This is a genomic window from Kordiimonas sp. (assembly GCF_048264555.1).
Classification (GTDB): domain Bacteria; phylum Pseudomonadota; class Alphaproteobacteria; order Sphingomonadales; family Kordiimonadaceae; genus Kordiimonas.
In genome coordinates, this window is the sequence record NZ_JBLXCX010000001.1 from 490,413 (window position 1) to 516,961 (window position 26,549).

The following is a 26,549-nucleotide window of genomic DNA, read 5'->3' on the forward strand; positions in this document are numbered from 1 at the left end:
GGCATGAAATGAGGGCTTCAGATGAGAAATAGGGCGACCATGAAACTGCCAATCAAACACCTGCGCGCGCTTTTTGCCGCCCTGCTTGCCTTTGCCACCTTCAGCGGCGGCGCACTGCTCGCGGACCAATCGGCGGCGATCCTCCTGTATCACCGCTTCGGGGAAGATGATTACCCCAGCACAAACGTGCGGCTGGAGCAGCTTGACGCCCAGATCAAGGAACTCAAGGAAGGCGGCTATAACTTCCTGCCCCTTGGTGAGATTGTGCGCCGCCTCAAGGCCAACGAAGCCCTGCCTGAGCGCACCGTGGCCATCACGGTGGATGACGCCTATAAATCAGTGGCCGATAACGCCTGGCCGCGCCTTAAGCGGGCGGGCATCCCCATGACCCTTTTTGTCTCCACCGAGCCGGTAGACAGCCCCAGCAGCAATTATATGGATTGGGATGATGTGCGCCGCCTGCACAGCGAAGGGGTTGAGATCGCGCATCACACCGCCACCCACCTTCATATGATAGAAGCTGGGCTTGAAGCCGCGATGGCAGATGTGCGCACCGCAAGTGCGCGCTTTGAAGCAGAGCTTGGTTTTGTGCCCACGCTCTTCGCCTATCCTTACGGCGAATATAATATCGAACTAAAAACCGCGATTGAGAAAGAAGGGTTTACAGCCGCCTTCGCGCAAGTATCAGGTGCCGCCGCCGCATGGGGAGACCCCTATAGCCTGCCGCGCTTCCCGGTGAACGAACGCTACGGCGAGATGGACCGCTTCAAGCTGATCGCGGGCACCATGGCGCTGCCGGTCAGCGATGTTGTACCGCTTGAACCTGTGCTGGTGGATGACCGCAACCCGCCACTTTTTGGCTTCACCGTTGACGATAGCGTGCGCGGGCTATCGGCGCTCGCGTGTTATCCAAGCCATCTTGGTAAACCGGCGGAACTTCTGACGCTGGAGGGCAACCGTATCGAGGTACGCTTCAAGGAACCCTTCCCGAAAGGGCGCAACCGTATCAACTGCACCCTGCCAGCAGGCCAGGGCCGCTGGTACTGGCTTGGGCAGTTTTTCTATGTGCCGGGGGGTGTACTGGATTAAGATGCGAAGCTTGCGCGAGGCTTAGTCAACCGCGCGCACATCCACCACTTCCGGCACATAATATTTCAGCAGGTTTTCAATACCGTGCTTGAGCGTGATAGTGCTGCTTGGGCAGCCAGAGCACGCGCCCTGCATCTGCAAATAAACAACACCTTCCTTGAAACCACGGTAGATGATATCGCCGCCATCACCTGCAACGGCCGGGCGGATTTTCTCGTCCAGCAGGGTTTTGATCTGGCTGGTGATGTCCGCGTCGGCTTCGTCCTCATCCACGGCGAGGTCTTCACCGCTTGAGCTGGGGTGTGTAAGCACCGGCGCGCCGGATGAGAAAAACTGCATCAGGCCCGCAAGCACATTCGGCTTCACGTCCTGCCACTCAACCTCAGTGGCTTTGGTGATAGTGATAAAGTCATAGCCGAGGAACACACCCGCAACACCGTCGAGCCGGAACATGGCTTCCGCAAGCGGCGACGCCTCCGCGCCCTCAGGACTCGCAAAGTTGGCTGTGCCTGTCTCCAGAACCGTACGGCCGGGCAGGAATTTCAGCGTATCAGGGTTTGGCGTGGCTTCGGTTTCGATAAACATGACTAAATCCTTCTTGATTTAGCCTCCATGTGGTGCTTTTTTGCCTGCCCGTCAAGTCACAAGAGGCGAAAGGGCACTATGTCACACGACAAAACCATGGCCAAAACCGCCTTTCGCAAGGCTGAGAGGTCAGACACCGATCAACTCACACCCCTGTTTTGTCGCTTCTTTGATGAAGAAGGCATGGCGGTCGACCCCGCACGCCTGACAGAAAACCTTGGCCGCATGCTGGATGATAGCCGTGCGCATATTGTGCTGGCGCTTGAAGGCACCGCTATTATCGGCTTCGTCTCTATCACGCTTACCATCGGGGTCGAGTTTGGCCTCGCCGCAGAAATTGAGGATCTCTATGTGGTGCCGGACCATCGCGGGTGTGGCCTGTCACGCCAGCTCATGGAGCAGGCCCTTGCGTGGTGCGAAGCTGAAGAAGCCAGTGAAGTGATTGTGGTTATCACCCCTACCGGGCGCGACGACCAGGGCCTCGCGGATTTTTACGCAAAATTCGGCTTTAGTGATAGCGAGCGGTTGGTGATGTACCGCAACCTGCGCCCATCGGCCTAGGACGCGCGCCTCACCCGCCGCTAGTCCGCCAAATCTTCAGCCAACAGCTTGAGGCAGGCTTCAAGGGGTTTCCGGCTCCCCTGCACCCGGCAAAGGATCAGGCTACCCTGTATGCGCTCAATCGCCTCAGTGGCCCAGCTTTCTGCATCCGCCTTGGAGAAGCCGCTGTCTGCCGCCGCGGCCCCAAGCCCCTTGGCCCAGGCGTCCACCGCCCCTTTGATGCGCGCGCCAAAAAGGCTGCGCCCCTCACCCAGAAGCAGGCTGTTCATCAGGCAGATCGGCACCGCGCCGTCATAATATTTGGCTGTGCCCTCAAGGGAAGCCTTCACACGCCCCTCGCCCGCACCTTTGCCGCTGAGGGGCCCGAGCACCAGACGTTGCAGTTTGGCGCCGGAGTGCGCCAGCACGTGCGCCGCGATATCTTCCTTGCCGCCGGGGAAATGATGGTAAAGGCTGGCCTTTGAAAGCTCCACCGCCTCCGCCAGCAGGGAAAGGCTCGCGCCCTCATAGCCGAAGCCCTTGAAAACTTCGCTCAGCTTGTCTGCCATCACAGACCGGGTAAACTTTGCAATGCGCGGCATGGTGCCCTCCCACTATCACGCCATCCTAACCAATCGTTCGGTTAGTTTAAAGATTTGTTTGCGAGTGCCCGCAAATTCTTGTTTTCCCAACTTTGCCCTAATTGATGCCCATGCTAAAAGAGGCTAACGCGAGGAAAAGGATAAAACCCACTTGAGTAAAAAGCCCACCAAAAAGGCGAGCCCCAAACAAGGCAAGAGCACCGCGCCTGCGAAAAAGGCCTCAGGCCGCGCCAATGCCAAGATGAGGGTTGAGAGCCAAACCCCGCCCAAGGGGAAATCTCGCCTGCGCCGCATCCTTTATGCAGGTGCTGTGGTTGGCGTTTGGGGTTTTATCATCGGGCTTATCACGCTTGCCTATCTGGCGCTTGACCTGCCCAACCTTGATAACCCGCCAGCGCCGGGCGCGGGTGACCAAGCCGTTGTCATCAAGGCCGCAAACGGCGCCACCCTTGTAACCCAAGGGCCTATTTATGGCGACTGGGTGCAATATTCCGAAGCGCCGGAAGCCTTGATCCGGGCGTTCATGGCCGTGGAAGACCGGCATTTTTTCAGCCATTCGGGCATTGACGTTCGCGGGCTTGGACGGGCGGTTGTCTCAAACCTGGCGGCGGGCCGGGTGCGCGCAGGCGGCAGTACCATCACCCAGCAGCTTGCAAAAAACCTGTTTCTGTCGAACGAACGCACCATGAAGCGGAAAGCGCAGGAGCTTTTGCTCGCCTTCTGGCTTGAGCAGAAGTTCACCAAAAACCAGATCATGACGCTTTATCTGAACCGGGTGTATTTTGGCGGCGGCGCTTATGGCATCGACGCGGCATCGCGCAAGTTTTTTGGCCATAGCGCCACCACACTTTCCGTGGCGGAAAGTGCCATGCTCGCGGGTCTTGTGAAAGCCCCCTCCAGCCTTGCCCCGCACATCAACCCCGAAGGGGCATGGGAAAGGGCGCGGGTTGTGCTCAACACCATGGTGGACGCGGGCGCGCTCACCCGTGCAGCGGCGGAGAAGATCAAAACACAGCCGCCCACCATTCGGGGTGCTGCCTCAGGCCGGGATGTGCGCTATTTCACCGACTGGGTGCTCAGCGAAACCGACCGGGTTGCCCCCATGTCGCGCGGCAAATCGCTTGTTATATACACAACGCTTGACCCCGGTGTGCAGCGCGCGGCGGCCATGGCGCTGGACCGTGGCTTGGCTGACGAAGGCGCGCGGCGCGGTGCAAGCCAGGGCGCGATTGTTGCGATGGACCATGACGGTGCGGTGCGGGCCATGGTTGGCGGCGCAGATTACGGCAAAAGCCAGTATAACCGCGCGGTGCAGGCGCTCCGGCAGCCGGGCTCAGCTTTCAAGCTGTTTTCCTACCTTGCAGCCCTTGAGGCCGGGATCGACCCGAACGACCGCTACCGTGACCAGATGATCAACATCGATGGCTGGTCGCCCAAAAACTATACCGGTGTGTTCTCAGGCGACATGGATGTGCGGGAAGCGTTTGCGCGCTCCATCAACACAGTAGCGGTGCAGGTGGCGGAAGAGGTGGGGCGTGACAAGGTGGCAGCCATGGCAAAACGTCTTGGCATCACCACCCATGTGGCGCCGCTCGCGAGCCTGCCGCTCGGCACCGAAGAAGTGAAGCTTGTGGACCTGACCGGCGCTTACGCCGCTGTTGCGAACGGAGGGTTTGAGGCTGACCCTTACGGCATTGTTGAGATCACTACGCTTGAGGGGCAGGTGATATACCGGCGCAACCCCTTGAGCCCACGCGCGGTGCTGACCTACCCCGTGGTGGAAGACATGGCCAGCATGCTTTCCTCCGTTGTGGAATGGGGCTCCGGCAAGAGTGCGAAAATCGACCGACCAGCGGCGGGCAAGTCCGGCACCTCACAGGATAGCCGCGACGCGGTGTTTGCAGGGTTCACCAGCGATATGACGGCAACCGTGTGGGTCGGCAATGACGACGGCACCCCGATGAAGGGGGTCACCGGTGGCGGCTTGCCCGCCCGCATCTGGGGGGATTTCATGCTGGAAGCGCACGCAGGCGCACCGGTGAGGCCGCTCCTCGCCGATTCCGCCCTTTTCATCAAGGCCGCAAAAGATTACGAAGAAGAACGCGAAGATGAAGACGGCGATAAAAAGAAGGGGTTCTTTCGCCGCCTGTTTGGCACTTGAGGACACGCCTATGCTGACGGCAAAAAACCGGAACCCCGACGTTGATACTTTTCTGGACGGGCGAGCCCACCCCGAGCGTGAGATGATCGATCTGTTACGTGATATGGTGCTGGGCATCAGCGATGAAATTACTGAGCAGATCAAATGGAACGGCCCAAGCTTCTGCATTGATGGTGACGACCGGCTGACCATGCGCCTCGCCCCCAAGGGTGATATTCAGATGATCTTCCATTGCGGCGCGAAAGGTGCCGCCGACAAGGTGGTGGATTTTAAAGACACCACCGGCCGGATGACATGGCCTGCCCCCAACCGGGGTGTGCTCACCCTCGGTAGTCGGGACGATATCCACGCGGAAGCGGGCACCCTCACGGATCTTTTTAGCCGCTGGATATATGCGGCGCGGTAAAGCCGCCACACTCGCGCCGCACATCACCCGGTTTATGACACACATACGCCACAGAAACGCGCACACTTACGCCACAGAAATGGGGGTTTTCGCCACACATCTGTGGCGCGGGTCGCCCTTTTTTCCGCTTTGCAGATGCGGCATTTCGTCCGCATTGGCACGCGGGGCTTGTGTATTTTGCCCAGCCTATTATCTATAGGCTAGCTTTTAGATAATAGGAAAAGCCATGACAGCCATCACCGGAAATCTGGACCGAAACCTGATCAAATCCTTCGTTGAAGCCTTCTATCAGGGCATTCGCGCGCATGGGGTATTGGGCCCGATTTTTGAGGATAAACTGGCTGATCACTGGGACGAGCATATCGAGACCCTGACCGATTTCTGGATGACCGTTTTGGCGGGCGAGCGGGCCTATAAGGGCAACCCGTTCGCTGTTCACAAGCGCCTTGAAGGCCTTGAAGCGAGCCACTTTCCGCTATGGCTTGAGATTTTTGACGAGACCGCAGATCGGGTGCTGCCGCCTGAGCTTGCCGCCTATGCGAGGGAGAAAGCGCACCGTATTGCCGATAGCCTCAAGCAGGGGCTTTTCTTCCGGCCGGATCTGGCGCTCAGCCACGCATCAGCAGGCTAAATCACTCAAACCGCACCGCCATCAGCGCCTGCCCTTCCGCGCCCTTTAGTCGCTTGCGCTGGGCCCTGTAATCCGGCCTCAGTTTTTCAACATGCGCCCAAAAACGCGGGCTGTGGTTCATCTCACGGAGGTGCGAAACCTCATGCGCCACCACATAATCCAGCACCTCATCCGCCGCCATGATCAGCCGCCAGTTAAACTTGAGCGTGCCCGCGCTTGAGCAACTGCCCCAGCGACTTCGCATATCCCCAACGGCGAGCCGGTCAAAACGAACACCAAGCATCTCCGCATGATGGTCAGCGCAGCGCTTAAGCTGGGCCCGTGCTTCCGATTTTAACCATGACATCAAGCGCTTGGGCGCCATATCCCTAGGGCCACCGATGGTGATGGCACCCCCCTCCCGCGTTACCTTGCGGGGGCTCTCCCCGGTGAAAACCAGCCGGTGGGGCACGCCGCGGAAGCTGAACATGGTGCCGTCCATAAGCGTTGGTGCACGGGGTAATGCCGCGCGCGCATCCTCAAGCCAGCCCGTATGTTTTTCCATAAATTTGCGGGCCGCACGCAGGCTCGCGCGTTTCGGCAGGGTGAGCTTCACCTCGCGGGAGACATCACAGATGCGCAGGATCATGCGTTTGGCCTGGGCACTTCGACGCACGCGAACCGGCACTTCTTCACCTGAAAGCGTGATATGAAGCGGCTCGTTCACCCCTCGCGACCGCCTCCGGCGCCAGCTTTAGTCTTGGCTTCGGCCTGGGCTTTGGCTTTCGATTCCGCATGTTTGGTTTTCTGGTCCCCCCACCAGCGCCAGAGCTGCGGGTGCCCAACATCTTCCGCCAGATGGATATTCGCGAGCTTGCTGCCAAGGAAATACCCCGCGTAGGCCGTCAGGAAATTAACCCAAATGTAAGCGTTACCGCCCACTTCCCAATATTGGAACCACAGGATCGCAGACACAAAATTCATGATGCTGTTGATGAAGAAGTTGACGATCAGATCGATACCGATATGAAACGACCAATTCTCCGGGTGCATGATCTTGCCAAGGAAGCTCAGTATTTCTGCAAGCTCAATCACAAAATAGGTATAGAAAGCCGCGGTGCCGTAGAAGCCTCCGCCAAAGGTCATCCATTTCTTGAGAGCAAAGTTGGTTTCTTTTTCCTTGCGCTCCTTGCGGCCTTTCTTCAGCGCCTTCAGCTTTTCCTCAAGCTCTTTTTTATTGCCGAAGGGTTCGATCTTGCCAGCGTGCAGCATCCAGCCAATCAGCAGATAAGCGGTTATCCCAACCGGGATCAGAACCTTGAAGATCGAAACAAATAATGCGCTGAACAAATTTATTCCCCCACGCCAAAGCGCCAAAGCTTGCCTGTCAGGCGGGCCAGTCTACCAGATGGTCTTCATAGTCCCCGGCAACCCGCTCGTCCACGGCACGACCTTTTACCGAGTGCCCCGCCTCATGCACGCTTTCGCGCGAACCAGAGATAAGCGGGTGCCAATCATACAGGTCTTTTCCTTCATATAGGAGCCGATAAGCACATGTTGAAGGCATCCACGGCAGTTTATCAAGGAGATCAGGGCTCATCACCACGCAGTTCCCGACATAGCGTTGGCGCACCATATATTTGCTGCAGGCTGTGGTATCGGGGTCGAGAAAGCGGCACGCGATGTCTGTATAGTGAATTTCACCCGTGTCTTCGTCTTCAAGCTTGTGCAGGCAGCATTTACCGCAGCCGTCACACAGGCTTTCCCACTCTTCACGGGTCATCTCGTGCAGCTTTTTCTCTTTCCAGAAAGGCATCAGTTTGCTCGTTTCACCACCGGTTTCAGCGCGTTTGCCATGTCTTCCGGGTTATCCCGCGCGGAAAACAGGCTCTGGTATTCACCATCCGGGCCCATCACAAAAATGAAGGATTGGTGGTCCATCAGGTAACCATCAACGCCTTCTTGCACACGCTTCTTGAAATATACACGGTATTTTTGCGCAACATCCGTAATTTCTTCCATCGTGCCAGTGAGCGCGATCAGGCGCGGGTGAAAATCCGTCACATAGTCATTCAGCGCCTCGACCGTGTCCCGCTCGGGGTCAACGGTGATGAAAAGCGGCTGCAAGGGCGTGGTGTCATAGCCTTCATCCTCAAGAAGTTGCAGGGCCCGCGTCATTTTCGCCAGCTCAAGCGGGCACACATCCGGGCAGAAGCTGTAGCCAAAGTATATGAGCATGTATTTGCCGCGGAAATCCGTGTTGCTCATGCGTTCGCCCGTGTGCGCCGTGAGCGTAAATTCACCCCCAAGGGCGGCACCCACGTCTTTACTCGAGGTGAACTTCTGCGCGAGCATAAAAATCGCAACCGCCGCGACGGCTGCCCAGGCCACTATACGTATCACTTTCATGCCACATCTCCATAAATTGATCGCCGCCAGGGAGAATCTACTCCCTTTGCCCTTGTGATCGACGTGTTGTTATAGAAATATGAAAAGCATATGTCACCTAGATGCGGCATATCGCCCAAGATGATGACAAATAATTGAAAATGGAGTTCCTGATGTTTGCGATCAAACGCGCCCTGATGCTTGTCTGCCTGTTTATGGGGGTCACTGCTGTGACGGCCCCGTCAATGGCAATCAACCCGCAGTATGACCTGCTGAAAGCGGTTGAGGAGGACGACATCAACAAAGCAACTGATCTGCTTTCAAAAGGTACCTCCCCCGATACCCGCCGCCGCAGTGACAGCATCCCGGCCATTCTGATTGCCGCTGAGAGGGGCAATATGGCAATGATGAAGCTCTTGCTTGATTATCACGCCAACCCGGACCTCGCAGACCGCAACCGGGGTGAAACCGCGCTGATGAAACGTGCTGTTGCAGGCGATACCGCGATGATCCAGCTGCTTCTCAGCTACAAGGCAGACCCAAACCGGGCGGATATCGCGCAGGAAACACCGCTGATCAAAGCGGTACGCAGCCGCAAGTTCAAGGCGGTTGAAATGCTTCTCGAAGCGGGCGCTGACCCCAATGTGCAGGACCTCACCGGCAAGACAGCGCTCGAATATGCTAAACTGAACAGGAACCGCCGCATGGTGCGGGCGCTTGAGGACGCGGGGGCGACTTATTAACGAGCTGGTTGGCACATTCTTAACTGCAAATGCCGATTGGCTGCTTCTGTTCAGCCTTGGCCTTCTTGTTGAATTGGTGCTGGGCGGCAAAACCATCCTTGGCCGCCTGCCCAGCACAGATAGCCTGATAAGCCACCCTTTCACCTTCATCAAAAAGCGGCTGGACCGCGCCAATCGAAGCCCCGGCGCCCTGAAGCTGCGCGGGTTTCTCACCCTCATTGTGCTTGCCCCCATCACCGTTTACTTGGGCGCGCTTCTCAACACCCTGATGATGTTTGAGCCTTTTGGCCCGCCGCTTGCCGCCCTTCTGCTTGCGCGGTCTATCAACCTCAGGGGGGTGTGGGAAGAAACCATTGAGACCGCACGCACGCAAAACGCGGGCATGCATGCGGCCCTTAGAACGGGCAACGCCCAGATAGTGCTCAATGTCGCGCGGGACTGGGGGGGCAACATGATACTCTTCACGCTGGGTGGTTTTGCCCTGCTGCTCCCCTTCCGGCTTTTCTCTGTTGCGGTTGACGGTGTTAACCCCACAAGCGCCGCCTGGCCAAAAGGGTCGTTCACCCGCCCATTCACGCTGCTGTACGATCTGATGGCGCTGCCGGGAGCGATCCTGACCAGCCTCTGTTTTGCGCTTGCGCCCATTCTTGTGCCAGGCACCAAACTGGGTGCAGCGCGAGGACCCATTGCAGAAAGCACGCGCGAAGGTGGGCTTCGTGGCATTTTGTCGCGGATCATTCCGCTCTCAATTGTGGCATACGGCCTTGGCTATGCTTTCCGGTTTGACGGAAGCGGCGCAGATAAAGCAAAGCGCTGGTTAGGGCCCAAGGACGGACGCGCAAGACTTGAAGGCAGCGACACCCGCCAGACCACTAGGTTCCTGCTGGCTTCTGGCGCATGGATGGTATTGATGATGATCATGCTGGCCATGTTGATCCTTCTGGCAAAAAACTAGGAAACCCTGGTGCCGACGAGAAAAGAAACTGACGACGACCTGATCCTGTTTGATCTCGACATGCCACACGGCGGCGGTGTGCGGCTTGGCACGCTGGTGATGATTCGCTGGATGGGGATCGCGGGCCAGCTTCTCGCGCTTATTGTCGTGGGTGCCGTGTTGCGGTTTGACCTGCACCTGCATCTCACGCTGCCCATTGTGCTGGTATCTGCCCTTATCAACATGTGGTTTTCCTTCAGGGTCGATAAAAACACCCGCCTGAACGACAGACAATCAACAGCACACTTGGCGTTTGACCTTATTCACCTTGCGGCCCTGCTTTTTGTCACAGGGGGCCTTGCAAACCCGTTTGCGCTTTTGATGATCTCGCCCACCAGCGTTTCAGCCTCTATTCTCGGGCGGCGCAGCACCAAATATCTGATCATCCTGTCACTCGCGCTTGTCACAGCTCTCGCCTTCACACCGTTTCCGCTACCATGGGATGGTACACCGCCGCGCATTGATCCGCTCCTTCTCGCGGGGCTCTGGATCGCGCTTTGTTTCACGCTCGTTTTCCTCGCGCTTTATATGGCGCGAGTTGGCCGGGAAGGCCGACACCGGGCGCGCGCCTTGGCTGCCACACAAGCAGCGCTTGAGCATGAACAGCGGCTCGCGGCCCTCGGCACACTGGCGGCGGCTGCCGCGCATGAGCTGGGCACACCCCTTGGCACAATCCTGCTCGCATCAAAAGACCTGCTCGAAACCTGGGAAGGCGACGCAAACAGCAAAGCCGACCTTGAGCTGATCGTGCAGGAAACCAGCCGGTGCCGGGATATCCTCTCTCAGCTCAGGGAACACCGGCAGGCAGGCTCGGCCGAGCATTTCACCCATATTGAACTTGAGGCTCTTCTCCGTGAGGCAGCCGCCCCGCATGAAGAACGCGGCATCACCATCAAATTCGTAGCGGACGGCGTTGGTGTGCTCAGGGTCAAACGCTCGCCTGAATTTATTCATGCCGTGCGCAATATTGTTGAAAACGCCGTGGGCTACGCAACCTCCCTCGTGCAGGTGAGCGCGGGCTGGGACGAGGACACTGTCTCCATCACCATTGTTGATGACGGCCCTGGGTTTGACCCGCAGATTATCCGCCGCCTGGGGGAGCCATATGTTACAACCCGTCACCCGACACCGGGACGGGATGGCGGTTTGGGGCTTGGGCTGTTTATCGCAAAAACACTTCTGGAACGCACGGGCGCGACGGTAGAATTTGGCATGGGCAGCACCGGCGGTGCCGAAATTCTGATAGAGTGGCCACGCCACCGGCTTGAATTTGCGCCAAACGAACCACAACAGGACAAAAAAGCATGAGCGACACCATGATCGACCCTTCAGAGAAAAGCCTGCTGATTGTTGAGGATGACAAGGCCTTTCGCACCCGGCTCGCGACCTCAATGGAGCGGCGGGGCTTTACGGTGTTTGCGGCGGAAGGCATTGAGGAAGGTGCTATTCTGGCATCCCAGAACCGGCCTCGTTACGCCGTGCTTGATATGAAGCTTGAGGACGGTAACGGCCTTGACCTGGTGCCGTCACTGCGGCAGATCCGCGCTGACATGCGCATTATCATCCTCACCGGCTACGGCAATCTCGCGAGTGCTGTAGCGGCGGTGAAAGCCGGTGCAGTTGACTTCCTCGCCAAACCCGCAGACCCGGACCAGATCGCGGCAGCGCTGTTGACGCCCGAGGGCCAGACACCGCCAGTGCCTGAAAACCCCATGTCTGCCGACCGGGTGAAATGGGAGCATATTCAGCGCGTGTATGAGATGTGTGACCGCAATGTATCGGAGACCGCGCGGCGGCTGAACATGCACCGACGCACCCTTCAGCGCATCCTCGCGAAACGCTCCCCACAATAACGGGTTAGACGGAGATCATCGGGTCTACAGCCTGACCCTGGAACAGGGTAATACCAAGCAGGTGACCAAGGTCGATATCGCTTGGTTCAGCACACCCATCAAGAATGACCCGTGCCTTGCCGATGCGGTCGATCTTGTTCTGGATGGCTGTCTCGGTTTTATCGTTGAGCCAATCAATCTTGTTACCAGGAGGCAGAGCAATCTTCACAAAAGCCGCCTGCATGGGCTCAATATCAATGGCGAGGAAGGCGAGCGGGTGCAAGTCCCCGATCGACAGGCGATACCCGGCATCAAGCAGCATGGCGCTGGCCTGCTGATACGCGACCGGGTTTGCAATGATGTCAACGGCACTGAATTCAACCACCACCTTTGAGCGCGGTTGTTTGCCAAGCGATTTTTCAAACAGCTCAAACGCGGGCGAGTGAATAGCGGCGCATGTAACCTTGAGGCTGGACGCGAGCGACGCTTCATTGGTCATGCTGGGGGTGGACGCCAGCACCTGCCGCGCGACAAGGTCGTCCATATAACCGGACAGCCAGCGATTTTCGCCCAAAACCTTGCCTTCAAGCAGGGTTTCATACACGAGCTTACGCGGCACAAACTTGTGTTCCACCACAGCCATGGGAGGAGAGGCACCCAAAATTGCTTTTACAAACTGCTTGCGCAGAAGCCCTGCCACATCAGCCCCCTGAAGCGCTTTTGTGAGCGTCAGCAAGAGCTCTGGGTCAAGGTCGCGGTCAACAATGCCTTCTTTTGGCGGCGGGGTCACCGGCATCATGCGCACATGGGCAGGCCGGTGTGTCGTAACAGGCATATCGCTCTCAGGCGGTTTGATCAGGCCTTTACCGCCCTTTTTGCCGCCCACTTTTTTAAGCGTCAGCTCGCTGTTTTCACCAACCTGCTCTGGCGCCATCTCACCAAGCCGCAACAGGTCGCTCAACTGCTCGCTATAGTTCTTGAACTCTTCATAATCGGCCTCAAGGTCGAACCAGACCACAAATTCATCGCTGACCCCTTGCACCGGATCAAGCGACGCGATCAGGGACGAATCCTTCATCTTGCGGCGAATAGCATTCAGCGCCGGGTCGATATCATCCACACGCGCATCTTTGGTAATGAGCACCAGATCCGCGTTCGGGAGCGCAAACATGGTGGCGCCAAAACGGGTAATCACCCCCCTGAGGGCCGCTGCCGCAAACAGGCGGTAGTGTTCTTCCCGGAAGTGACGCTCAAGCGCAGACAGGCGGATATGAACCGCGCGCCGCCCTTCGGTATGGCGCCGCAATTGCTTCACATAGTCAACCATACGGTCGAGCGATGTCAGATCTTTACTCACGTCGTTTCTGGTCCAGCCTGGCCCTGTGGTCCCTGTCTCACCGGATATTAAGACAAATTAGGTTAATTTACCCTGAAAACTTCTTAACCCTGTGCAGCCACCATGCGCTTTCGTTGATCGAATAAACTGGTCTGTAGTGCAAAATCTGGGTGTCCGGCAAGACGCTATCGATCTGGTTATCAAGGATATAAGTGACATCCTCAAGTTCAACCGCCAGAACAGCGTGTGCAACATGCAGGTTTTCATCCTGAAGGATGACCAGGCGCATGCTGTCCGGGTCAACACCCAAACGCTTCAGCGTGATATATTTGCTGATGGCATAGTCTTCACAGTCACCATCCTTAAGGAAAAATTCGTCCGGCGTTGCCCAATAATCGGGGATACCCCAATTCACCGGGTCAACGATATAGGCCGCGCGGTTCATATAGGCGTTCACTGCATCCAGTTGCTCGCGCGCTGGTGTTGTTTTCTGTTCTTCAACGAAGGCGTCCCAAGCCTCGCGGCTGCACACAATCCGCCCCGCACCCCGGCAGCGTTCTGCCGCTGTTCCTGTCGGTATATCCGGGAGCGTTGAGGGTTTGTTGTGGCGCTGCCACATCTCGGTCCATTTGCCAAACTTGGCCATATTGGTGGACTTGAGCTCCATGCTGCCAAAAAGCCCACCCATCCGAACCTGCGCCCACGCCTGCGGCTCGGCAACAAAAAGCAGCAAAACCATACTGATTATGAGCGAACGTGCGAAGCCTGACATAAAATCCAGTACCAAAAATGTTTGAGCCCGAAGGCAGAGCGTTTAAACATAGTGTGATGATTTTGATGTTCCAAGTCACTTCGTTAACGGGCTAGACTGGCCACGGAAGTAACGCATGGGGAAAAGGGCTGGTTCCTCCAGCCGCAAGGGGCAACTTATGGCAGGCAAAAAAAACAGCAGCAAATCCATCCTGATGGCGGGGGCAGGTATTCTGGCCGTTGCCGCGCTTGGATTTTTCGCGATTCTCAAGTTCGCAGAATCGGAAGCTGAACAGAATATGGCGCGCTGGCAAGACAGGCTCAATCTGGTTGCTGACAGCCGCGCTACTGAGGTTTCTGCCTGGTTGAACCGCTACCTTGCAAGCGTGGAAGAGCTGGCGAGCGATGCCACCATCCAGCTATACGCCGGCGGGATGGACGATATTCCGGAAGCCGCCGAGGGGCAGCGCGGTTATGTGTTTGCCCTGCTTTCCGCGGCGGCGGAACGGGAAGGTTTTCATGAGAAAACCGCGATCGATCAACTAGCCGCCAACATCAAACGCCCACAGCGGGCAGGCCTTGCTATCCTGCGCAGCGATGGCAGCGCCATGGTGACAACAAGCGGCATGCCAATCCTGCGCCCCAGCGAATGGCCGTCTGATGCGCGGGGGCCTTTCATTGCTGTCGGGCCGCAGCTGGAAGACAAAACACCGCTTGTGTTGTTTGGCGCGCCTGTGGTTGCGTCTGAAGGGATGGCCGGGGATGCGTCCACCATCAACTGGGTGGTCGGTGCACGGCCCTTGGACGGTGATTTCCTGAACACGCTCAAACAACCCGGCGCCGCGAGCAAAACAGCGGAAACCTATATCGTGCTCAGGGGACAGGATGACCTTGTCACCCCGCTCACCCCGCTTGCGGAAGGGGGCCGTGTTGGTGAAGCCCGGCGGGACGCTGCGGCCGCATTTGCAGCAACCGCGCCCGGCGCATTTGGCATTCACGCGAACTACGCGGGCACCGAAGTGCTGGTGACGGGGCGTGAGCTTTCAGCCCCGGTACCGTGGGTTCTCGTGCGCACCATCAGCGGGCAGGAAGCCCTTTCCGAGATCAACGAGCGACGCAACAGCCTGATCATCACCCTGTCGCTGGCAGCGCTTTTTGTGCTGGCCGGTCTTGTTCTTGTGTGGCGCCACGGCGTTTCCATGCGGCTGCAAGCCAGCTACCGCGAGCAAGCGGCGCTCTCCCGGCAAAACGAAGACCTCAGCCGGTTTTTGCAGTCGGTCAGCGATAGCCAACCAACTGCCATCGCCGCGCTTGATGATGACCTGACCGTGCGCTTCGCCAACAAAAAGCTTGGCGAAGTAATTGACCTTCCAGTCGCGGACCTCACGAACCGCAGGCTGGATACGGCCTTCAAAAATGACACGGCGGACAAACTGCGGGGTGCTTTGAGAGCCGTTGGCAAAGGCCAAAGCTCGGAGATGCAGCTCAAGTTACCTGTTGGCGAGGCTGAGCGTATTTTCCAGACACAGCTGCTACCGCTTGAAGGGGCAAGCAAGGACAAGGCAAATGCCCTTTTGGTGATGCAGGATATCTCCTCGCTTGTGCGTGCGAAAGAGCAGTCGGAAACCCTGTTCAAACAGCTCGTGAGCACCCTCACCCAGATTATTGACGCCCGCGATCCCTGGAGCAAACACCACTCTGTTCGTGTGGCGGATGTAGCCTCTGCCATCGCAGCCGAGATGGGATGGGACGCGGACACCCTTGAGAGCGTACGCATCGCGGGGCAACTCGTGAACCTCGGCAAGATTTTTGTGCCAACGGAAATTTTGACCAAACAGAGCGGCTTAACGGACGACGAAATTGCCCTTGTGCGCGAGAGCATGCAAAAGGGTTCCACTCTCGTGGCTGGCCTTGACTTCAAAGGGCCCGTAGCTGCCATTCTTGGTGAAATGCGTGAAAACTGGGACGGCACCGGCGAGCCAAACGGCAAGAAGGGCGAGGATATTGAGCCCGGCGCAAGGGTCTTGAGCGTGGCCAACGCTTTTGTGGGCATGGTTTCCGCTCGCGCGCACCGCGAGGGCTTGGGCTTTGATAAAGCACTGGATATCCTCAACGGTGATGCTGGCAAACGTTATGAACGGCGCACTGTTGCTGCCCTTCAAAACATCCTTGAAAACAAGGACGGCCGCAGCCGGTGGCAAAGCTATACCCAGGTGGTTAAAGAAGGCTCCTGAGCCCTACCGCAGAACCTGAGCGAGTGACAGCAGGTGCACCCACAGCCTGCTCCGCCAACCGCATGCCACCAAGCCGTGCTATCTTGAGCGTCAGCGTTTTTTTGCGCGCGGCGTTCACGCGTCGCAAAGCAGCCGGGCGAATAATTTCACCGCCGTATCCGTCTGCGATGATGATGCCGGTGATATCGGGAAGGCTTGTTTCCTCGTTTAACACATCGCGCGGGAAATCCTGATCAACCGCAAAGTAAAACTCTTCGCCATACTCAAGATATTCCTGCCATTTGTTATCGCTCCGAAAATCGGTAAGACAGGACTTCACTTCCACAATCACGCAGTGCCCCCTGGTGTTTAGCGCCACAATATCAGCGCGCCGACCATTGGTGAGAGGCACCTCGGTCATCGGCGCATAGCCAAGCTCAAGAAGCAAACGTGTCGCCCCGCGGGTTACAGCTTCCGTGCTGGTCATGAGGTTTCCTCCTGCAATGGCTCAAAAGCGAATCGCAGGGAAGCATCCCAAAGCTTTATTCAGGGCGCAAGAAAAAAGAACAAAAAGAGAACATTTGGAGAGGTTAGCTTTCCTCGGAGACAATCTCGGCCAGCCGCTTCACAAGCGCCTCACCCTTCTCGCCGCCTTCGCCGGTGATCTTGTTCTCAAGCACCACTTCAAAGATGCGCACATGAGCCCCCACGCCCCGCGCACTGGCGCCATCACCTGCGGTTTTGATATAGCGGCAAAGGGAGGTGCCCACGGTTGTCATCAGGCCAAAGTTGAAGCTTGCACCCATGCCTTTGATGTTATGGCTAATGTCATACACGCGGTCAGCCTTGCTTTGGTCTGCGCCTGTTTCTTCCATCTCGGTAACAATTTCACGCAGCTCTTTCACGGCATCTGAAGTCCATGTCAGGAATTGATCAACCAGTTCCTGATCGTCCGCGTATGAATAGTCACCTTGTTCGCCAGCCATAATTCTTCTTCTGTCACCGTTGTAGGAAACACTGTTAATAAATATATCAGATTAACAAGCCTTTAAGGGCAAAAATGCAACTAGGATTATATTGGCCTGAAGTTTTGGGCCGGTTTTGCTTGCAATACGGTGCCTGCCTTCGATAAACCAAGGCAAACCCATGCGGAACAAGGAGCATACAGTGAGCCCAAATGAAATCGCGCGCTTGCAGGCATACCTGCAGGCAAAATTTAACAACAACATGATCAAGCTGGTCCGTCGCCCTAAAGCGAAAGACTCGGTTGAGGTTGTTTTGGGCGAAGAATTTTTGGGCGTCGTTTATCGTGACGATGACGAAGGTGAAGTTTCCTACGCCATGTCTATCTGTGTTCTGGAAGAGGACCTTCCTCAGGTTTAACACGCGCACCAACGCGCCCGGAGGCATCCATGCTTTATCTTATCGCTCTTCTTATTCCGCCCCTTGCGCTTCTTCTTTGCGGAAAGCCCTTTCAAGCCATCTTCGCCGCGGTGATCTGGATCATCGCATGGTTCCTCACCATTCTTGCGGGCGCGGGTTTCATCGTTTGGGTTATTCTCGCAGTGTGGTCGATCATGGTTGTACGTGACCGCAATACACGCAAGATGTTTGAAGAAACACGCGGATAGCCAAAAAAAACCGCTCTCCTTTTTTATATTTCGCTCTACCCGGCCGCAGCACATCACCGCTTGTGCGCGGCCTTTGGGCGTGCCACACTTCATATATGAAATAGTTTCACATTATGAAGGCATAGCACAATGAACGCGAAACCAATCCGGCTACTGACAGCTGGTGAGCACGAGCTGATCGGGCGAATAGTCGCAACAGGTTTTGCAGATGATGCCGTCAACCTATGGGCTTTTTGCGGCACGGGTGCCATGAAACCAGCCTTCACCACCATGGCAAAATACCTCTATCTCAAGCGAGGGTTCGGCCATGTCACCGCTGATGGGCTTGCTGGCACCCTGTGGTTACCGCCCGGTGCCAAAAAGGGATATGGCCTCGGCAACCTGAACCTTGGCGCCAGCATTCTCAGGCACGGCGGTGTGGGAGCCCTTAAAAACTCTCTCGCGATCGACGCTTTCATGGCACAAAAACGAAAGGCTCACCCGCCGCATTATTATCTGTTTGCCATTGCTGTTGATCCAGGCCTGCAGGGCAAAGGCATCGGCGGCACATTGATGCGGGAGGCGCTCAGCCAGATTGATGCTGCGCATATGCCTGCCTATCTCGAAAATTCGAAAGAACGGAACATAGCCTTTTATCAAAACTATGGGTTTGAAGTGCTAGAGGAAGCGGCCCCTGCAGAAGGATGTCCACCCATGTGGCTTATGTGGCGGCAGGCGCGGTAGATTTATAGTGAAACAGTGAACTGCTCCGCCTCGTCCAGATGATGTTCGACACAGTTCTCACCCTCGCCAATGCGGTCAATCACCAGAAAATCACTCACACCTTCAAGCGCCAGACAGAAGTGATGCCATGTACCGGCGTGATAGTTCACACCCTGCCCCGGTAGCGCCTTGAAGACCCGAATGCGACTCACATCAAATTCACCCTTTGGCGCCACCACCACCAGATAAGGGCGCGGCCCAAGCGGCATGAAAGCCTGGCTAGAAAGCGGATGATATTCCATCAGCTTTACGGTGATGGGCGCCTGAAGCGGTGTTGAGCGGAAGATGCTCACGCCTGCGCGGCCATCTTCCGCTGCCGTGTCAATGCGAGCCAGATCATGAAAGCGAATCGTATGGCCATAGTTGATATCAAACTGGCGGGCCGCATCTGACGCCTCAATCACATCGCCAAACGGCTTGAAAGCGTCAGGCGTCAACGGTTCTGCGGTCACTATTCGCATGATGGACTCCTCAGCGCTTCGCACCGTCTTCAATCCATTTGCCGATCAGGGCACGCTCTTCATCGGTCATCCCGGTTTCATTGCCTAGCGGCATGATGTCGGCCTTCACGGTTTGCTCCATGATACGCGGTGCGTAAAGTTCGATCAGCTCGGCGCGGTCCAGCATCACACCTCCCGGCGCCTCGTCAAAACTTTCATGGGTTGGCACTGCGGCGTGGCAGCTTGTGCAGTGCTTGCCAATAATGGCCTGCACCCGCGCGAAGGAAGCGTCAGTGGCCGAAACATCGGCCCGCCCGCGTTTTTCCATATCTGCCGCAAACATGGCAATCAGGATGAACAGGAGCACCGCCCCCGCCACAAGGCCCGGGCTTGATTTGCCTTTGTGTCGCAGGTTGAAGAAATGCCGCACCATCACCCCAACAAGACCGATACCCGCCACGATCAACCAGTTATAGGGGTTTGAGAAGGTCATCGGATAGTGATTGGAAATCATCAGGAACAGCACCGGCAGGGTCATATAATTATTGTGCAGGCTGCGCTGCTTACCGATCTGACCAAGGCGTGGGTCTGGTGCCTCACCCGCTGTCAGCGCGGCGACAACCTTCCGCTGGTTTGGGATAATCACCATAAACACATTGGCCGCCATCGAGGTGCCAACGATAGCCCCGATATGGATAAATGCCGCACGGTCAGAAAAGATATGGGTGAGCGCATAAGCGGCCCCCACGAGGGAGAGAAACCAGATAATACCTGTGAGCTTGTTGTTTTGGCCGATGGGGGAGCGGCAGAGACCATCATAGAATATCCAACCGCCCACAAGAAATGCGAGGCTTATGCCAATGGCCTCAAGCTGGGTGAGGTCCATCTTGGATTTATCGATCAAAAACAGATCAGCGCCAAGGTAGTAGATCACCGCCAGGAGCGCAAAACCGCTCATCCAGGTGAAATAGGCTTCCCACTTAAACCAGTGCAGATTGTCGGGCATCTGTTCAGGCGCAACAGCATATTTCTGCTTATGATAAAAGCCGCCGCCGTGCACCGACCACAACTCGCCTGACATGCCCTTCTTCTTCTCTTTTGATTCTTCCAGGTGATTGTCGAGCCAGACAAAATAGAAGCTGGACCCAATCCAGGCGATGCCGGTGATAAAATGAAGCCAGCGGATGGCGAGGCTCAGCCATGCGGTGATATCGATATCCATCTCTTACTCCTCGGGCCCGCTTAGGCCACACCTTCATAGGACAACACCAAGTCATACGCTGGTGTGGTTAAAAATTCTTCCAGGTCTTCATCCATCACCAGGCGGGTAAAGAGCTGAACGGCGTCCTCAAGCTTCTCGCGGCCGGTGAAACTTTGCGCCTGCAAAGCAGCGACTTCTTCCTCAATCATTGCCTCAAGAAACGCAGCATCGATCAGGCGACCATCATCAAGCTTGGCACCGTGGGTGCGCCACTGCCACAGTTGCGTGCGGGATATCTCTGCGGTTGCGGCATCTTCCATCAGGTGATGAATGGGCACACAGCCCATGCCAGAGAGCCACGCCGAAACATACATCAGCCCAACGCTGATGTTGCCGCGCACGCCAGCCTCGGTGATCGACCCTTCCGGCACGTCGAGAAGGTCGCGCGGCGTGACGTCAACATCCGTGCGCGCATTAAAAAGCTGGTTTGGCCCTGGCATCACCCGGTCAAACACTTCTTTCGCTGTGGGAATAAGGCCGGGGTGGGCAACCCATGTACCGTCGTGCCCGTTGGCGGCCTCACGCTCCTTATCCGCTTTTACTTTGGCGACGGCAGCACTGTTCGCAGCCTCATCCCCCTTGATCGGGATTTGCGCGGCCATCCCGCCCATGGCGTGGGCCCCGCGCCGGTGGCAGGTTTTGATCAGAAGTTGGCTGTAGCTTTTGAGGAAATGCCGGTCCATGCCCACACCCGCGCGGTCTGGTAATACAAAATCACGGCGGCGCGCAAAACGTTTGATGAAGTTGAAGATATAGTCCCAGCGGCCACAGTTGAGGCCAACAATATGATCCTTCAACTCGTAAAGGATTTCGTCCATCTGGAAGGCGGCGGTGATCGTCTCAATCAGGACAGTGACCCTTACCGTGCCGCGCTCAAGGGAGAGATAATCCTCCGCAAACGCAATCACCTCTTCCCAGAGCCGGGCTTCAAGGTGATGTTCCATCTTGGGCAGGTAAAAATAGGGGCCAACACCGCGCTTCAACTGCTCCTGCGCGCTATGGAACAGGAAGAGGGCGAAGTCAAAAAAACCAGCAGAGATCGGCTTGCCATCAAGCGTTACATGCTTCTCTTCCATATGCAGGCCACGGGGGCGGACGAGCAGCACAGCTGGGTTCTCAACGAGCACATAGTGTTTGCCTGTCTCCGGGTTGATGAAACTGATGGTACCATAGGCCGCATCCCGCAGGTTGATCTGGCCGCTGATCATATTTTCCCATGTGGGGGTGGAGCTGTCTTCAAAGTCAGCCATGAAACAATTGGCGCCTGAGTTCAGCGCGTTTATCACCATCTTGCGGTCAACCGGGCCGGTGATCTCGATCCGCCTGTCGAGAAGAGCTTCGGGGGCCGGGCGCACGTGCCATTCGCTTTCGCGTATCTCAGCGGTTTCCGGCAGGAAATCAGGTAGACGGCCCTTGTCGAAAGCGCGCTGCACTTCAGCGCGCGCTGCCATCAACTCCCGCCGCCGCGTGCCAAACCGCGCCTCAACTTCCGCGAGGAATTTAAGCGCACCCTCGCTCAACACCTCATCCGCACCCGCCACATCGGGGGCTGAAATTTTCAATCTATCGCCACTCATATCCCTAGCCTTTTTTCGTATCAGAGCTGCTGCAACAGCTGCGCTGCAACCGCCGCCGCGATAACCTCCGGCTCCTTGCCCTTGATACCCACCACACCGATGGGGCACGTCAGCCGTTTAAGTTGGTCGTCATCCAGCACACCGTCTTTCTTCATCCGGCTTTCAAAGCGGGCGCGTTTGGTGTCTGAGCCAATGAGGCCCACATAGCGCGCATCCCCGCGCCTGAGCGCCGCCGCCGTGATCTCAAAATCAAGCTGATGGCTGTGGGTAAACACAAGGAATAAAGCCCCACTCTCTGCCGCGCCTATCACATCAACGGGGTTTGAGCTATGGTCCTGTGTGACGGTCGCGTCCACATGCTCTGGAAACTCGTGCGGCCGGGCGTCAACCCAAACTACCCTGAACGGCAGCGGCTGGATCGCCGCCATCACCGCTTTGCCAACGTGCCCTGCGCCAAAAACATAAAGCGGATGTCGCGTTTCCGCGCTCGCGGCCCTCGCACGCATGGCCTGACCTTCCGCGCGGCTGACCTTCTCAAGTGACAATACGACCGAGCCGCCACAGCATTGCTCCAGTAATGGGCCAAGCGCATACTTCTGTGTCGTCGCTATCTGGTCATCTTTGGCCAACAGTTTGCGCGCCTGCTCAATGGCCTGAAATTCAAGATTGCCGCCACCAATGGTACCGATGGTACGTTCGGTTTCCACCCACATGGTGGTGCCTGCTTCACGTGGAACAGAGCCCCTTGTCTCCACAATCGTGACCAGAACCCCTTGCGTATCCTGCGGCGTGCCGGGCATCAATTTTTCGCCTGACGTTTTACCGACATGACCGCCTTCAACACTTCTTCGGGCGTTGCCGGGGCATTCAGTGTTGCCCGTGTTTTATAGTCACCCGCCGCAGACACGGCGTCGGCAATGGCGAGGAAAACAGAATTCGCGAGCATGAAAGGTGGCTCACCCACCGCTTTTGACCGGTGGATCGTGGCCTCAACGTTGCGGCCCTTTTTATAAAGCTCGATATTCAGATGCTCTGGCCGGTCGCTACATGCGGGGATTTTATAGGTGGAAGGCGCATGTGTGCGCAGGCGGCCATCCTCGTCATACACGAGCTCTTCCGTTGTCAGCCAACCCATGCCCTGAATGAAACCGCCCTCAATCTGGCCCTTATCAATCGCAGGGTTTAGGGACCGCCCCGTATCATGCAGGATATCCACCCGCTCAACCTTATATTCGCCAGTGAGGGTGTCGATCAACACCTCGGAAACCGCTGCGCCATAGCAGAAGTATAAAAAGGGCCTGCCCTTGTGGCGGCTGCGGTCATAGTGGATTTTTGGTGTTTTATAAAAGCCTGTGGCAGACAGCGAAACCCGCCCGAGATAAGCCTCGCGCGCGAGATCGGCGAACGGTATCTCCTTATTCTCCACATACACATTATTGTTGCGGAAGGTGACGCGATCTTTTGGGCAATCATATTTTTTCGCTGCAAATTCGGTGAGCCGCGCCTTAATCTTGCGCGCCGCATCAAGGGCGGCCATACCGTTCAGGTCTGACCCGGAAGACGCTGCCGTCGCCGATGTATTCGGTACCTTGGCCGTTGTGGTCGCGGTGATCTTGATCCTATCCACATCAATCTGAAACTCTTCCGCCACCACTTGCGCGACCTTCACAAAAAGGCCCTGCCCCATTTCGGTACCGCCGTGGTTCAGGTGCACGCTGCCGTCCGCATAAACATGCACCAGCGCCCCCGCCTGATTGAGGTGCGTAGTCGTGAAACTGATGCCAAATTTCACCAGTGTCAGCGCAATACCCTTTTTGAGGTATGGGCTTTTAGCGTTGAAAGCACGCACACCCGCGCGCCGCCGCTCGTACTCCGCGCTTTCAGCCAGAGCGTCCAGAAGGGCTGGTGCGATATTGTCCTCAACCGTCATGCCAAACGGCGTGGTATTGCGGCTTTCACCGCCATAGAGGTTGACCCGCCGCACCTGGAGCGGGTCCTTGCCCAGATGATGCGCGATCTCATCCATCACACACTCGATCCCCAGCATGCCTTGTGGGCCACCAAAACCCCGGAACGCGGTGTTGGAAACCGTATGGGTTTTGAGCCGGTGGGATTTAATCTCCACATCGCTCAAATAATAACAGTTGTCGGCGTGGAACATGGCCCGGTCATTGATCGCGGGTGAAAGGTCGGTTGACCGGCCACAGCGGGAAGCCATCTCAATCGCCATGCCGGTGATGCGGCCTTCATCATCAAACCCCACGTCATAGTCGTAGCGGAAGTCATGCCGCTTGCCGGTCATGATCATATCATCGTCCCGATCGAGCCTGAGCTTCGCCGGGCGCCCGGTTTTCACCGCGACCAGCGCCGCCATTGCTGCAAACATGGCGGGGTGTGTTTCCTTGCCGCCAAAACCGCCACCCATGCGCCGCACCTCAACGGTCACCGCGTTTGTGGGTGTGCCAAGCACATGAGCCACCAGATGCTGCACTTCACTTGGGTGCTGGGTGGATGAGAAAACATGCACATCGCCATCCTCTTCCGGTTTCGCGAATGCGATCTGACCCTCGAGATAGAAATGGTCCTGCCCCCCGATACGGAAGCTGCCCGTGAGGCGGTTTGGTGAGGCTTCAAGTGCTGCGGTTGCATTCCCCTGCCCCATGGTTTGCATGGGCTCGATCGCGCTACCCGCTTCAAGCGCTGCATCAATGGTGGTGAGCGCAGGCAGCGCTTCATAATCCACCTGCGCAAGCTTCGCGGCCGCCCGCGCGGCCTCAATGCTCGTAGCCGCCACGGCAAAAATTGGCTGGCCGATATATTCAACCAAGCCATCAGCAAACAGAGGATCGTCCCCCGCAAAAGGGCTGACATCATTATGGCCTGGGATATCTTCGGCGGTGATCACGCACACCACACCTTTTGCGGCTTTCACCGCACCCAGGTCCATCGCGGTGATGCGCGCATGCGCATGCTCGGACATCGCCGCATAGATATGAAGCATGTCTTTGGGCTCGGGCATGTCGTCGATATATATGGCGTCGCCCGAGACATGCTTGTGCGCACTGTCGTGCTTCAGCTCTTTATGCACCGCACCTTTGATCTCGGACACGGTTCCTGCCTCTGTTTCCCGCTCAACCATGTGCCACCTCCGGTGCGGCAAGCACCCGTGTACCAACCTCACCTGTCGTCTCGATAAAGGCTTTTCGCAGCAAGTTTTTAGCGATCATCATGCGGTAGTCGGCGCTCGCGCGCATGTCGCTGATGGGGGCATAATCCTGATCAAGCGCATCAAGCGCAGCTTCAAGGCTTTCCTCACACCATGTTTTGCCGGTCAGCGCCACCTCAACTGCACGGGCGCGTTTTGGGGTGGCGGCCAAACCGCCAAATGCTACCCGGGCCTCGCTCACCGCATCCCCATCAAGGGTGATGGAAAACGCCGCGCACACAGCAGAGATATCCTGATCAAAGCGTTTGGATATCTTGTAGGCGCGGAATTGCTGCCCCTCTCGCGGTTTGGGCAAGGATATTCTGGCAACAAATTCACCCGGCATGCGGTCCTGTTTGCCATAGTCGATGAAATAATCTTCAAGCGGCATGGTGCGTTCCATCTCACCCATACGCAGAGTAAGTGTGGCGCCTGCGGCGATAAGCGCAGGCATGCTGTCGCCAATAGGGGAGCCGTTCGCGATATTGCCGCCAATGGTGCCGCTGTTCCTGATCTGAACCGAGCCAATACGCCGGACAAGTTCACCCATATCCGGATAGTGCCTGCCAAGCACCTCCATGGCGTCTGAATAAGTCGCGCCCGCACCAATCTCAACCGATTGGTCGGTAACCTTGATTTCCTTCAGCTCAGCAACGTCACCAATATAGATAACCTGGCTTAGTTCCCTATGGTGTTTGGTTACCCAAAGACCCACATCAGTTCCGCCCGCCAAATAGGTTGCGTCTGGATAAGCTAATGAAATATTGGATAGTTCTTCAATTGTTACGGGCGCGTAATATTCTTTCAAATTACCAGTCAGGCCATCTTTGGCGCTCAGCTTTAACGTCTCATGCCGCTTTAACGCCTTAAGGGCATCCATGCGCTCATGAAGGGCATCTGCATCAATCGGCACGCGCAGTTCCTGCATCCGTTTGGCGGCGTCGATGATCGGGCCATAACCTGTACAGCGGCAAAGATTACCAGCGAGCGTATCATTAATGCGCGCGCGGCTTGGCTGCCCGCCTTCTTCATAAAGCGCGTAAAGGGACATCACAAAACCGGGCGTGCAAAACCCACATTGTGAACCATGGGTATCCACAAGCGCCTGTTGCACCGGGTGCAAAGCCCCGTCTGCCGATTTCAGGCTTTCGGTGGTGATCAGCTCTTTGCCGTCAAGCGTGGGTACAAAAAGGATGCAAGCGTTGACCGCACGGTACCGCAACATGCCGTCCACAAGCTCCCCAAGCACAACCGTGCAAGCGCCGCAGTCGCCCTCCGCACAGCCTTCCTTGGTGCCTGTGCGCGCAAGTTTATAGCGCAGGAAGTTGAGCACCGTTTTGGTCGGGTCCGGGTTCTGAAGCTCGTGATACCGGCCATCAAGCAGGAATCTTACCGTGCCAGACATGGAATATCCTCCTTCAGCA

At 56.8% G+C, this 26,549-nt stretch carries 29 protein-coding genes; 13 read left to right on the forward strand and 16 right to left on the reverse strand.

Features of this window, described 5'->3' with window-relative positions; translation table 11 throughout:
- Positions 1-21 precede the first annotated feature (21 nt).
- Positions 22-1,089, forward strand: coding sequence for a polysaccharide deacetylase family protein (locus tag ACN0XZ_RS02370; RefSeq protein WP_417456105.1), 1,068 nt, complete (start codon positions 22-24; stop codon positions 1,087-1,089).
- A 21-nt stretch (positions 1,090-1,110) separates the two neighbouring features.
- On the opposite strand, the gene ACN0XZ_RS02375 is transcribed toward ACN0XZ_RS02370, so the two are convergent.
- Positions 1,111-1,674, reverse strand: coding sequence for a NifU family protein (locus tag ACN0XZ_RS02375; RefSeq protein WP_417456106.1), 564 nt, complete (start codon positions 1,672-1,674; stop codon positions 1,111-1,113).
- 78 nt (positions 1,675-1,752) lie between these two features.
- Between ACN0XZ_RS02375 and ACN0XZ_RS02380 the strand changes: the two genes are divergently transcribed.
- Positions 1,753-2,235 carry a GNAT family N-acetyltransferase gene (locus tag ACN0XZ_RS02380; RefSeq protein ID WP_417456107.1) on the forward strand — a complete coding sequence of 161 codons (483 nt, stop codon included), beginning with the start codon at positions 1,753-1,755 and terminating at the stop codon, positions 2,233-2,235.
- A gap of 20 nt (positions 2,236-2,255) precedes the next feature.
- On the opposite strand, the gene ACN0XZ_RS02385 is transcribed toward ACN0XZ_RS02380, so the two are convergent.
- Entirely contained in the window at positions 2,256-2,816 is a 561-nt protein-coding gene (locus tag ACN0XZ_RS02385) for a TetR/AcrR family transcriptional regulator (protein WP_417456108.1), read from the reverse strand.
- 151 nt (positions 2,817-2,967) lie between these two features.
- Between ACN0XZ_RS02385 and ACN0XZ_RS02390 the strand changes: the two genes are divergently transcribed.
- The 3 genes from ACN0XZ_RS02390 to ACN0XZ_RS02400 all read left to right on the forward strand — a co-directional run bounded on the left by ACN0XZ_RS02390 (position 2,968) and on the right by ACN0XZ_RS02400 (position 6,014).
- Positions 2,968-4,977, forward strand: a complete 2,010-nt coding sequence (locus tag ACN0XZ_RS02390) for a transglycosylase domain-containing protein (RefSeq protein WP_417456109.1) — start codon at positions 2,968-2,970, stop codon at positions 4,975-4,977.
- A 10-nt stretch (positions 4,978-4,987) separates the two neighbouring features.
- A complete protein-coding gene (locus tag ACN0XZ_RS02395) occupies positions 4,988-5,383 on the forward strand; it encodes a DUF1801 domain-containing protein (protein WP_417456110.1) in 396 nt (131 codons plus the stop codon).
- A 226-nt stretch (positions 5,384-5,609) separates the two neighbouring features.
- Positions 5,610-6,014 carry a group III truncated hemoglobin gene (locus ACN0XZ_RS02400; RefSeq protein WP_417456111.1) on the forward strand — a complete coding sequence of 135 codons (405 nt, stop codon included), beginning with the start codon at positions 5,610-5,612 and terminating at the stop codon, positions 6,012-6,014.
- Between the two features lies 1 nt (position 6,015).
- On the opposite strand, the gene ACN0XZ_RS02405 is transcribed toward ACN0XZ_RS02400, so the two are convergent.
- The 4 genes from ACN0XZ_RS02405 to ACN0XZ_RS02420 are packed head-to-tail and all read right to left on the reverse strand — an operon-like array spanning position 6,016 to position 8,402.
- The gene (locus ACN0XZ_RS02405; protein ID WP_417456112.1) at positions 6,016-6,720 is read right to left on the reverse strand and encodes a M48 family metallopeptidase; all 705 of its coding nucleotides are present in this window, start codon (positions 6,718-6,720) and stop codon (positions 6,016-6,018) included.
- Positions 6,717-7,343 carry a hypothetical protein gene (locus ACN0XZ_RS02410; RefSeq protein ID WP_417456113.1) on the reverse strand — a complete coding sequence of 209 codons (627 nt, stop codon included), beginning with the start codon at positions 7,341-7,343 and terminating at the stop codon, positions 6,717-6,719. Before ACN0XZ_RS02410 ends, ACN0XZ_RS02405 begins: the two co-directional genes overlap by 4 nt.
- A 37-nt stretch (positions 7,344-7,380) precedes the next feature.
- The gene (locus ACN0XZ_RS02415) at positions 7,381-7,809 is read right to left on the reverse strand and encodes a YcgN family cysteine cluster protein (RefSeq protein ID WP_417456114.1); all 429 of its coding nucleotides are present in this window, start codon (positions 7,807-7,809) and stop codon (positions 7,381-7,383) included.
- Positions 7,809-8,402, reverse strand: a complete 594-nt coding sequence (locus ACN0XZ_RS02420; RefSeq protein WP_417456115.1) for an SCO family protein — start codon at positions 8,400-8,402, stop codon at positions 7,809-7,811. The genes ACN0XZ_RS02415 and ACN0XZ_RS02420 overlap by 1 nt, the downstream gene beginning before the upstream one ends.
- A gap of 152 nt (positions 8,403-8,554) precedes the next feature.
- Between ACN0XZ_RS02420 and ACN0XZ_RS02425 the strand changes: the two genes are divergently transcribed.
- The 4 genes from ACN0XZ_RS02425 to ACN0XZ_RS02440 are packed head-to-tail and all read left to right on the forward strand — an operon-like array spanning position 8,555 to position 11,971.
- A complete protein-coding gene (locus tag ACN0XZ_RS02425) occupies positions 8,555-9,124 on the forward strand; it encodes an ankyrin repeat domain-containing protein (RefSeq protein ID WP_417456116.1) in 570 nt (189 codons plus the stop codon).
- On the forward strand, positions 9,099-10,079 hold the full coding sequence (locus ACN0XZ_RS02430; RefSeq protein WP_417456117.1) for a hypothetical protein: 981 nt from the start codon (positions 9,099-9,101) through the stop codon (positions 10,077-10,079). The genes ACN0XZ_RS02425 and ACN0XZ_RS02430 overlap by 26 nt, the downstream gene beginning before the upstream one ends.
- 9 nt (positions 10,080-10,088) lie before the next feature.
- Positions 10,089-11,426: an ActS/PrrB/RegB family redox-sensitive histidine kinase gene (locus tag ACN0XZ_RS02435; RefSeq protein ID WP_417456118.1), complete on the forward strand. Its 1,338-nt coding sequence runs from the start codon at positions 10,089-10,091 to the stop codon at positions 11,424-11,426.
- Positions 11,423-11,971 (forward strand): ActR/PrrA/RegA family redox response regulator transcription factor, encoded by a 549-nt coding sequence (locus ACN0XZ_RS02440; RefSeq protein ID WP_417456119.1) that lies wholly within the window; start codon positions 11,423-11,425, stop codon positions 11,969-11,971. Before ACN0XZ_RS02435 ends, ACN0XZ_RS02440 begins: the two co-directional genes overlap by 4 nt.
- Positions 11,972-11,975: 4 nt before the next feature.
- On the opposite strand, the gene ACN0XZ_RS02445 is transcribed toward ACN0XZ_RS02440, so the two are convergent.
- Together ACN0XZ_RS02445 and ACN0XZ_RS02450 are read right to left on the reverse strand one after the other, a co-directional pair.
- The gene (locus tag ACN0XZ_RS02445) at positions 11,976-13,307 is read right to left on the reverse strand and encodes a hypothetical protein (RefSeq protein WP_417456120.1); all 1,332 of its coding nucleotides are present in this window, start codon (positions 13,305-13,307) and stop codon (positions 11,976-11,978) included.
- A 67-nt stretch (positions 13,308-13,374) separates the two neighbouring features.
- The gene (locus tag ACN0XZ_RS02450) at positions 13,375-14,073 is read right to left on the reverse strand and encodes a transglutaminase-like cysteine peptidase (RefSeq protein ID WP_417456121.1); all 699 of its coding nucleotides are present in this window, start codon (positions 14,071-14,073) and stop codon (positions 13,375-13,377) included.
- Between the two features lie 142 nt (positions 14,074-14,215).
- Between ACN0XZ_RS02450 and ACN0XZ_RS02455 the strand changes: the two genes are divergently transcribed.
- Positions 14,216-16,270: an HD-GYP domain-containing protein gene (locus tag ACN0XZ_RS02455; protein ID WP_417456122.1), complete on the forward strand. Its 2,055-nt coding sequence runs from the start codon at positions 14,216-14,218 to the stop codon at positions 16,268-16,270.
- On the opposite strand, the gene ACN0XZ_RS02460 is transcribed toward ACN0XZ_RS02455, so the two are convergent.
- Together ACN0XZ_RS02460 and ACN0XZ_RS02465 are read right to left on the reverse strand one after the other, a co-directional pair.
- On the reverse strand, positions 16,254-16,736 hold the full coding sequence (locus ACN0XZ_RS02460) for an MmcB family DNA repair protein (RefSeq protein ID WP_417456123.1): 483 nt from the start codon (positions 16,734-16,736) through the stop codon (positions 16,254-16,256). The two genes, ACN0XZ_RS02455 and ACN0XZ_RS02460, sit on opposite strands and share 17 nt — an antisense overlap.
- A gap of 103 nt (positions 16,737-16,839) precedes the next feature.
- Positions 16,840-17,235, reverse strand: a complete 396-nt coding sequence (locus tag ACN0XZ_RS02465; protein ID WP_417456124.1) for a hypothetical protein — start codon at positions 17,233-17,235, stop codon at positions 16,840-16,842.
- A 181-nt stretch (positions 17,236-17,416) separates the two neighbouring features.
- Here ACN0XZ_RS02465 and ACN0XZ_RS02470 point away from each other — a divergent pair, with 181 nt between their 5' ends.
- The 3 genes from ACN0XZ_RS02470 to ACN0XZ_RS02480 all read left to right on the forward strand — a co-directional run bounded on the left by ACN0XZ_RS02470 (position 17,417) and on the right by ACN0XZ_RS02480 (position 18,603).
- Complete coding sequence (locus tag ACN0XZ_RS02470; protein ID WP_417456125.1) at positions 17,417-17,632, forward strand: DUF3126 family protein; 216 nt, start codon at positions 17,417-17,419, stop codon at positions 17,630-17,632.
- Positions 17,633-17,661: 29 nt separating this feature from the next.
- Positions 17,662-17,880 (forward strand): YqaE/Pmp3 family membrane protein, encoded by a 219-nt coding sequence (locus ACN0XZ_RS02475; protein WP_417456126.1) that lies wholly within the window; start codon positions 17,662-17,664, stop codon positions 17,878-17,880.
- Between the two features lie 129 nt (positions 17,881-18,009).
- Entirely contained in the window at positions 18,010-18,603 is a 594-nt protein-coding gene (locus ACN0XZ_RS02480; RefSeq protein WP_417456127.1) for a GNAT family N-acetyltransferase, read from the forward strand.
- A 2-nt stretch (positions 18,604-18,605) separates the two neighbouring features.
- Here ACN0XZ_RS02480 and ACN0XZ_RS02485 read toward each other — a convergent pair whose 3' ends face one another.
- Genes ACN0XZ_RS02485 through xdhA form a run of 6 tightly spaced genes read right to left on the reverse strand, consistent with a single transcriptional unit; the run spans position 18,606 to position 26,530 of the window.
- Positions 18,606-19,103, reverse strand: a complete 498-nt coding sequence (locus ACN0XZ_RS02485) for an ureidoglycolate lyase (RefSeq protein WP_417456128.1) — start codon at positions 19,101-19,103, stop codon at positions 18,606-18,608.
- 10 nt (positions 19,104-19,113) lie between these two features.
- The gene (locus tag ACN0XZ_RS02490; RefSeq protein ID WP_417456129.1) at positions 19,114-20,304 is read right to left on the reverse strand and encodes a urate hydroxylase PuuD; all 1,191 of its coding nucleotides are present in this window, start codon (positions 20,302-20,304) and stop codon (positions 19,114-19,116) included.
- A 20-nt stretch (positions 20,305-20,324) separates the two neighbouring features.
- Positions 20,325-21,920 carry a malate synthase A gene (aceB, locus tag ACN0XZ_RS02495; RefSeq protein WP_417456130.1) on the reverse strand — a complete coding sequence of 532 codons (1,596 nt, stop codon included), beginning with the start codon at positions 21,918-21,920 and terminating at the stop codon, positions 20,325-20,327.
- 20 nt (positions 21,921-21,940) lie between these two features.
- The gene (gene xdhC, locus ACN0XZ_RS02500) at positions 21,941-22,720 is read right to left on the reverse strand and encodes a xanthine dehydrogenase accessory protein XdhC (RefSeq protein ID WP_417456131.1); all 780 of its coding nucleotides are present in this window, start codon (positions 22,718-22,720) and stop codon (positions 21,941-21,943) included.
- Complete coding sequence (gene xdhB, locus ACN0XZ_RS02505; RefSeq protein ID WP_417456132.1) at positions 22,720-25,059, reverse strand: xanthine dehydrogenase molybdopterin binding subunit; 2,340 nt, start codon at positions 25,057-25,059, stop codon at positions 22,720-22,722. Before xdhB ends, xdhC begins: the two co-directional genes overlap by 1 nt.
- Complete coding sequence (xdhA, locus tag ACN0XZ_RS02510) at positions 25,052-26,530, reverse strand: xanthine dehydrogenase small subunit (protein ID WP_417456133.1); 1,479 nt, start codon at positions 26,528-26,530, stop codon at positions 25,052-25,054. The genes xdhB and xdhA overlap by 8 nt, the downstream gene beginning before the upstream one ends.
- Positions 26,531-26,549: the final 19 nt, after the last annotated feature.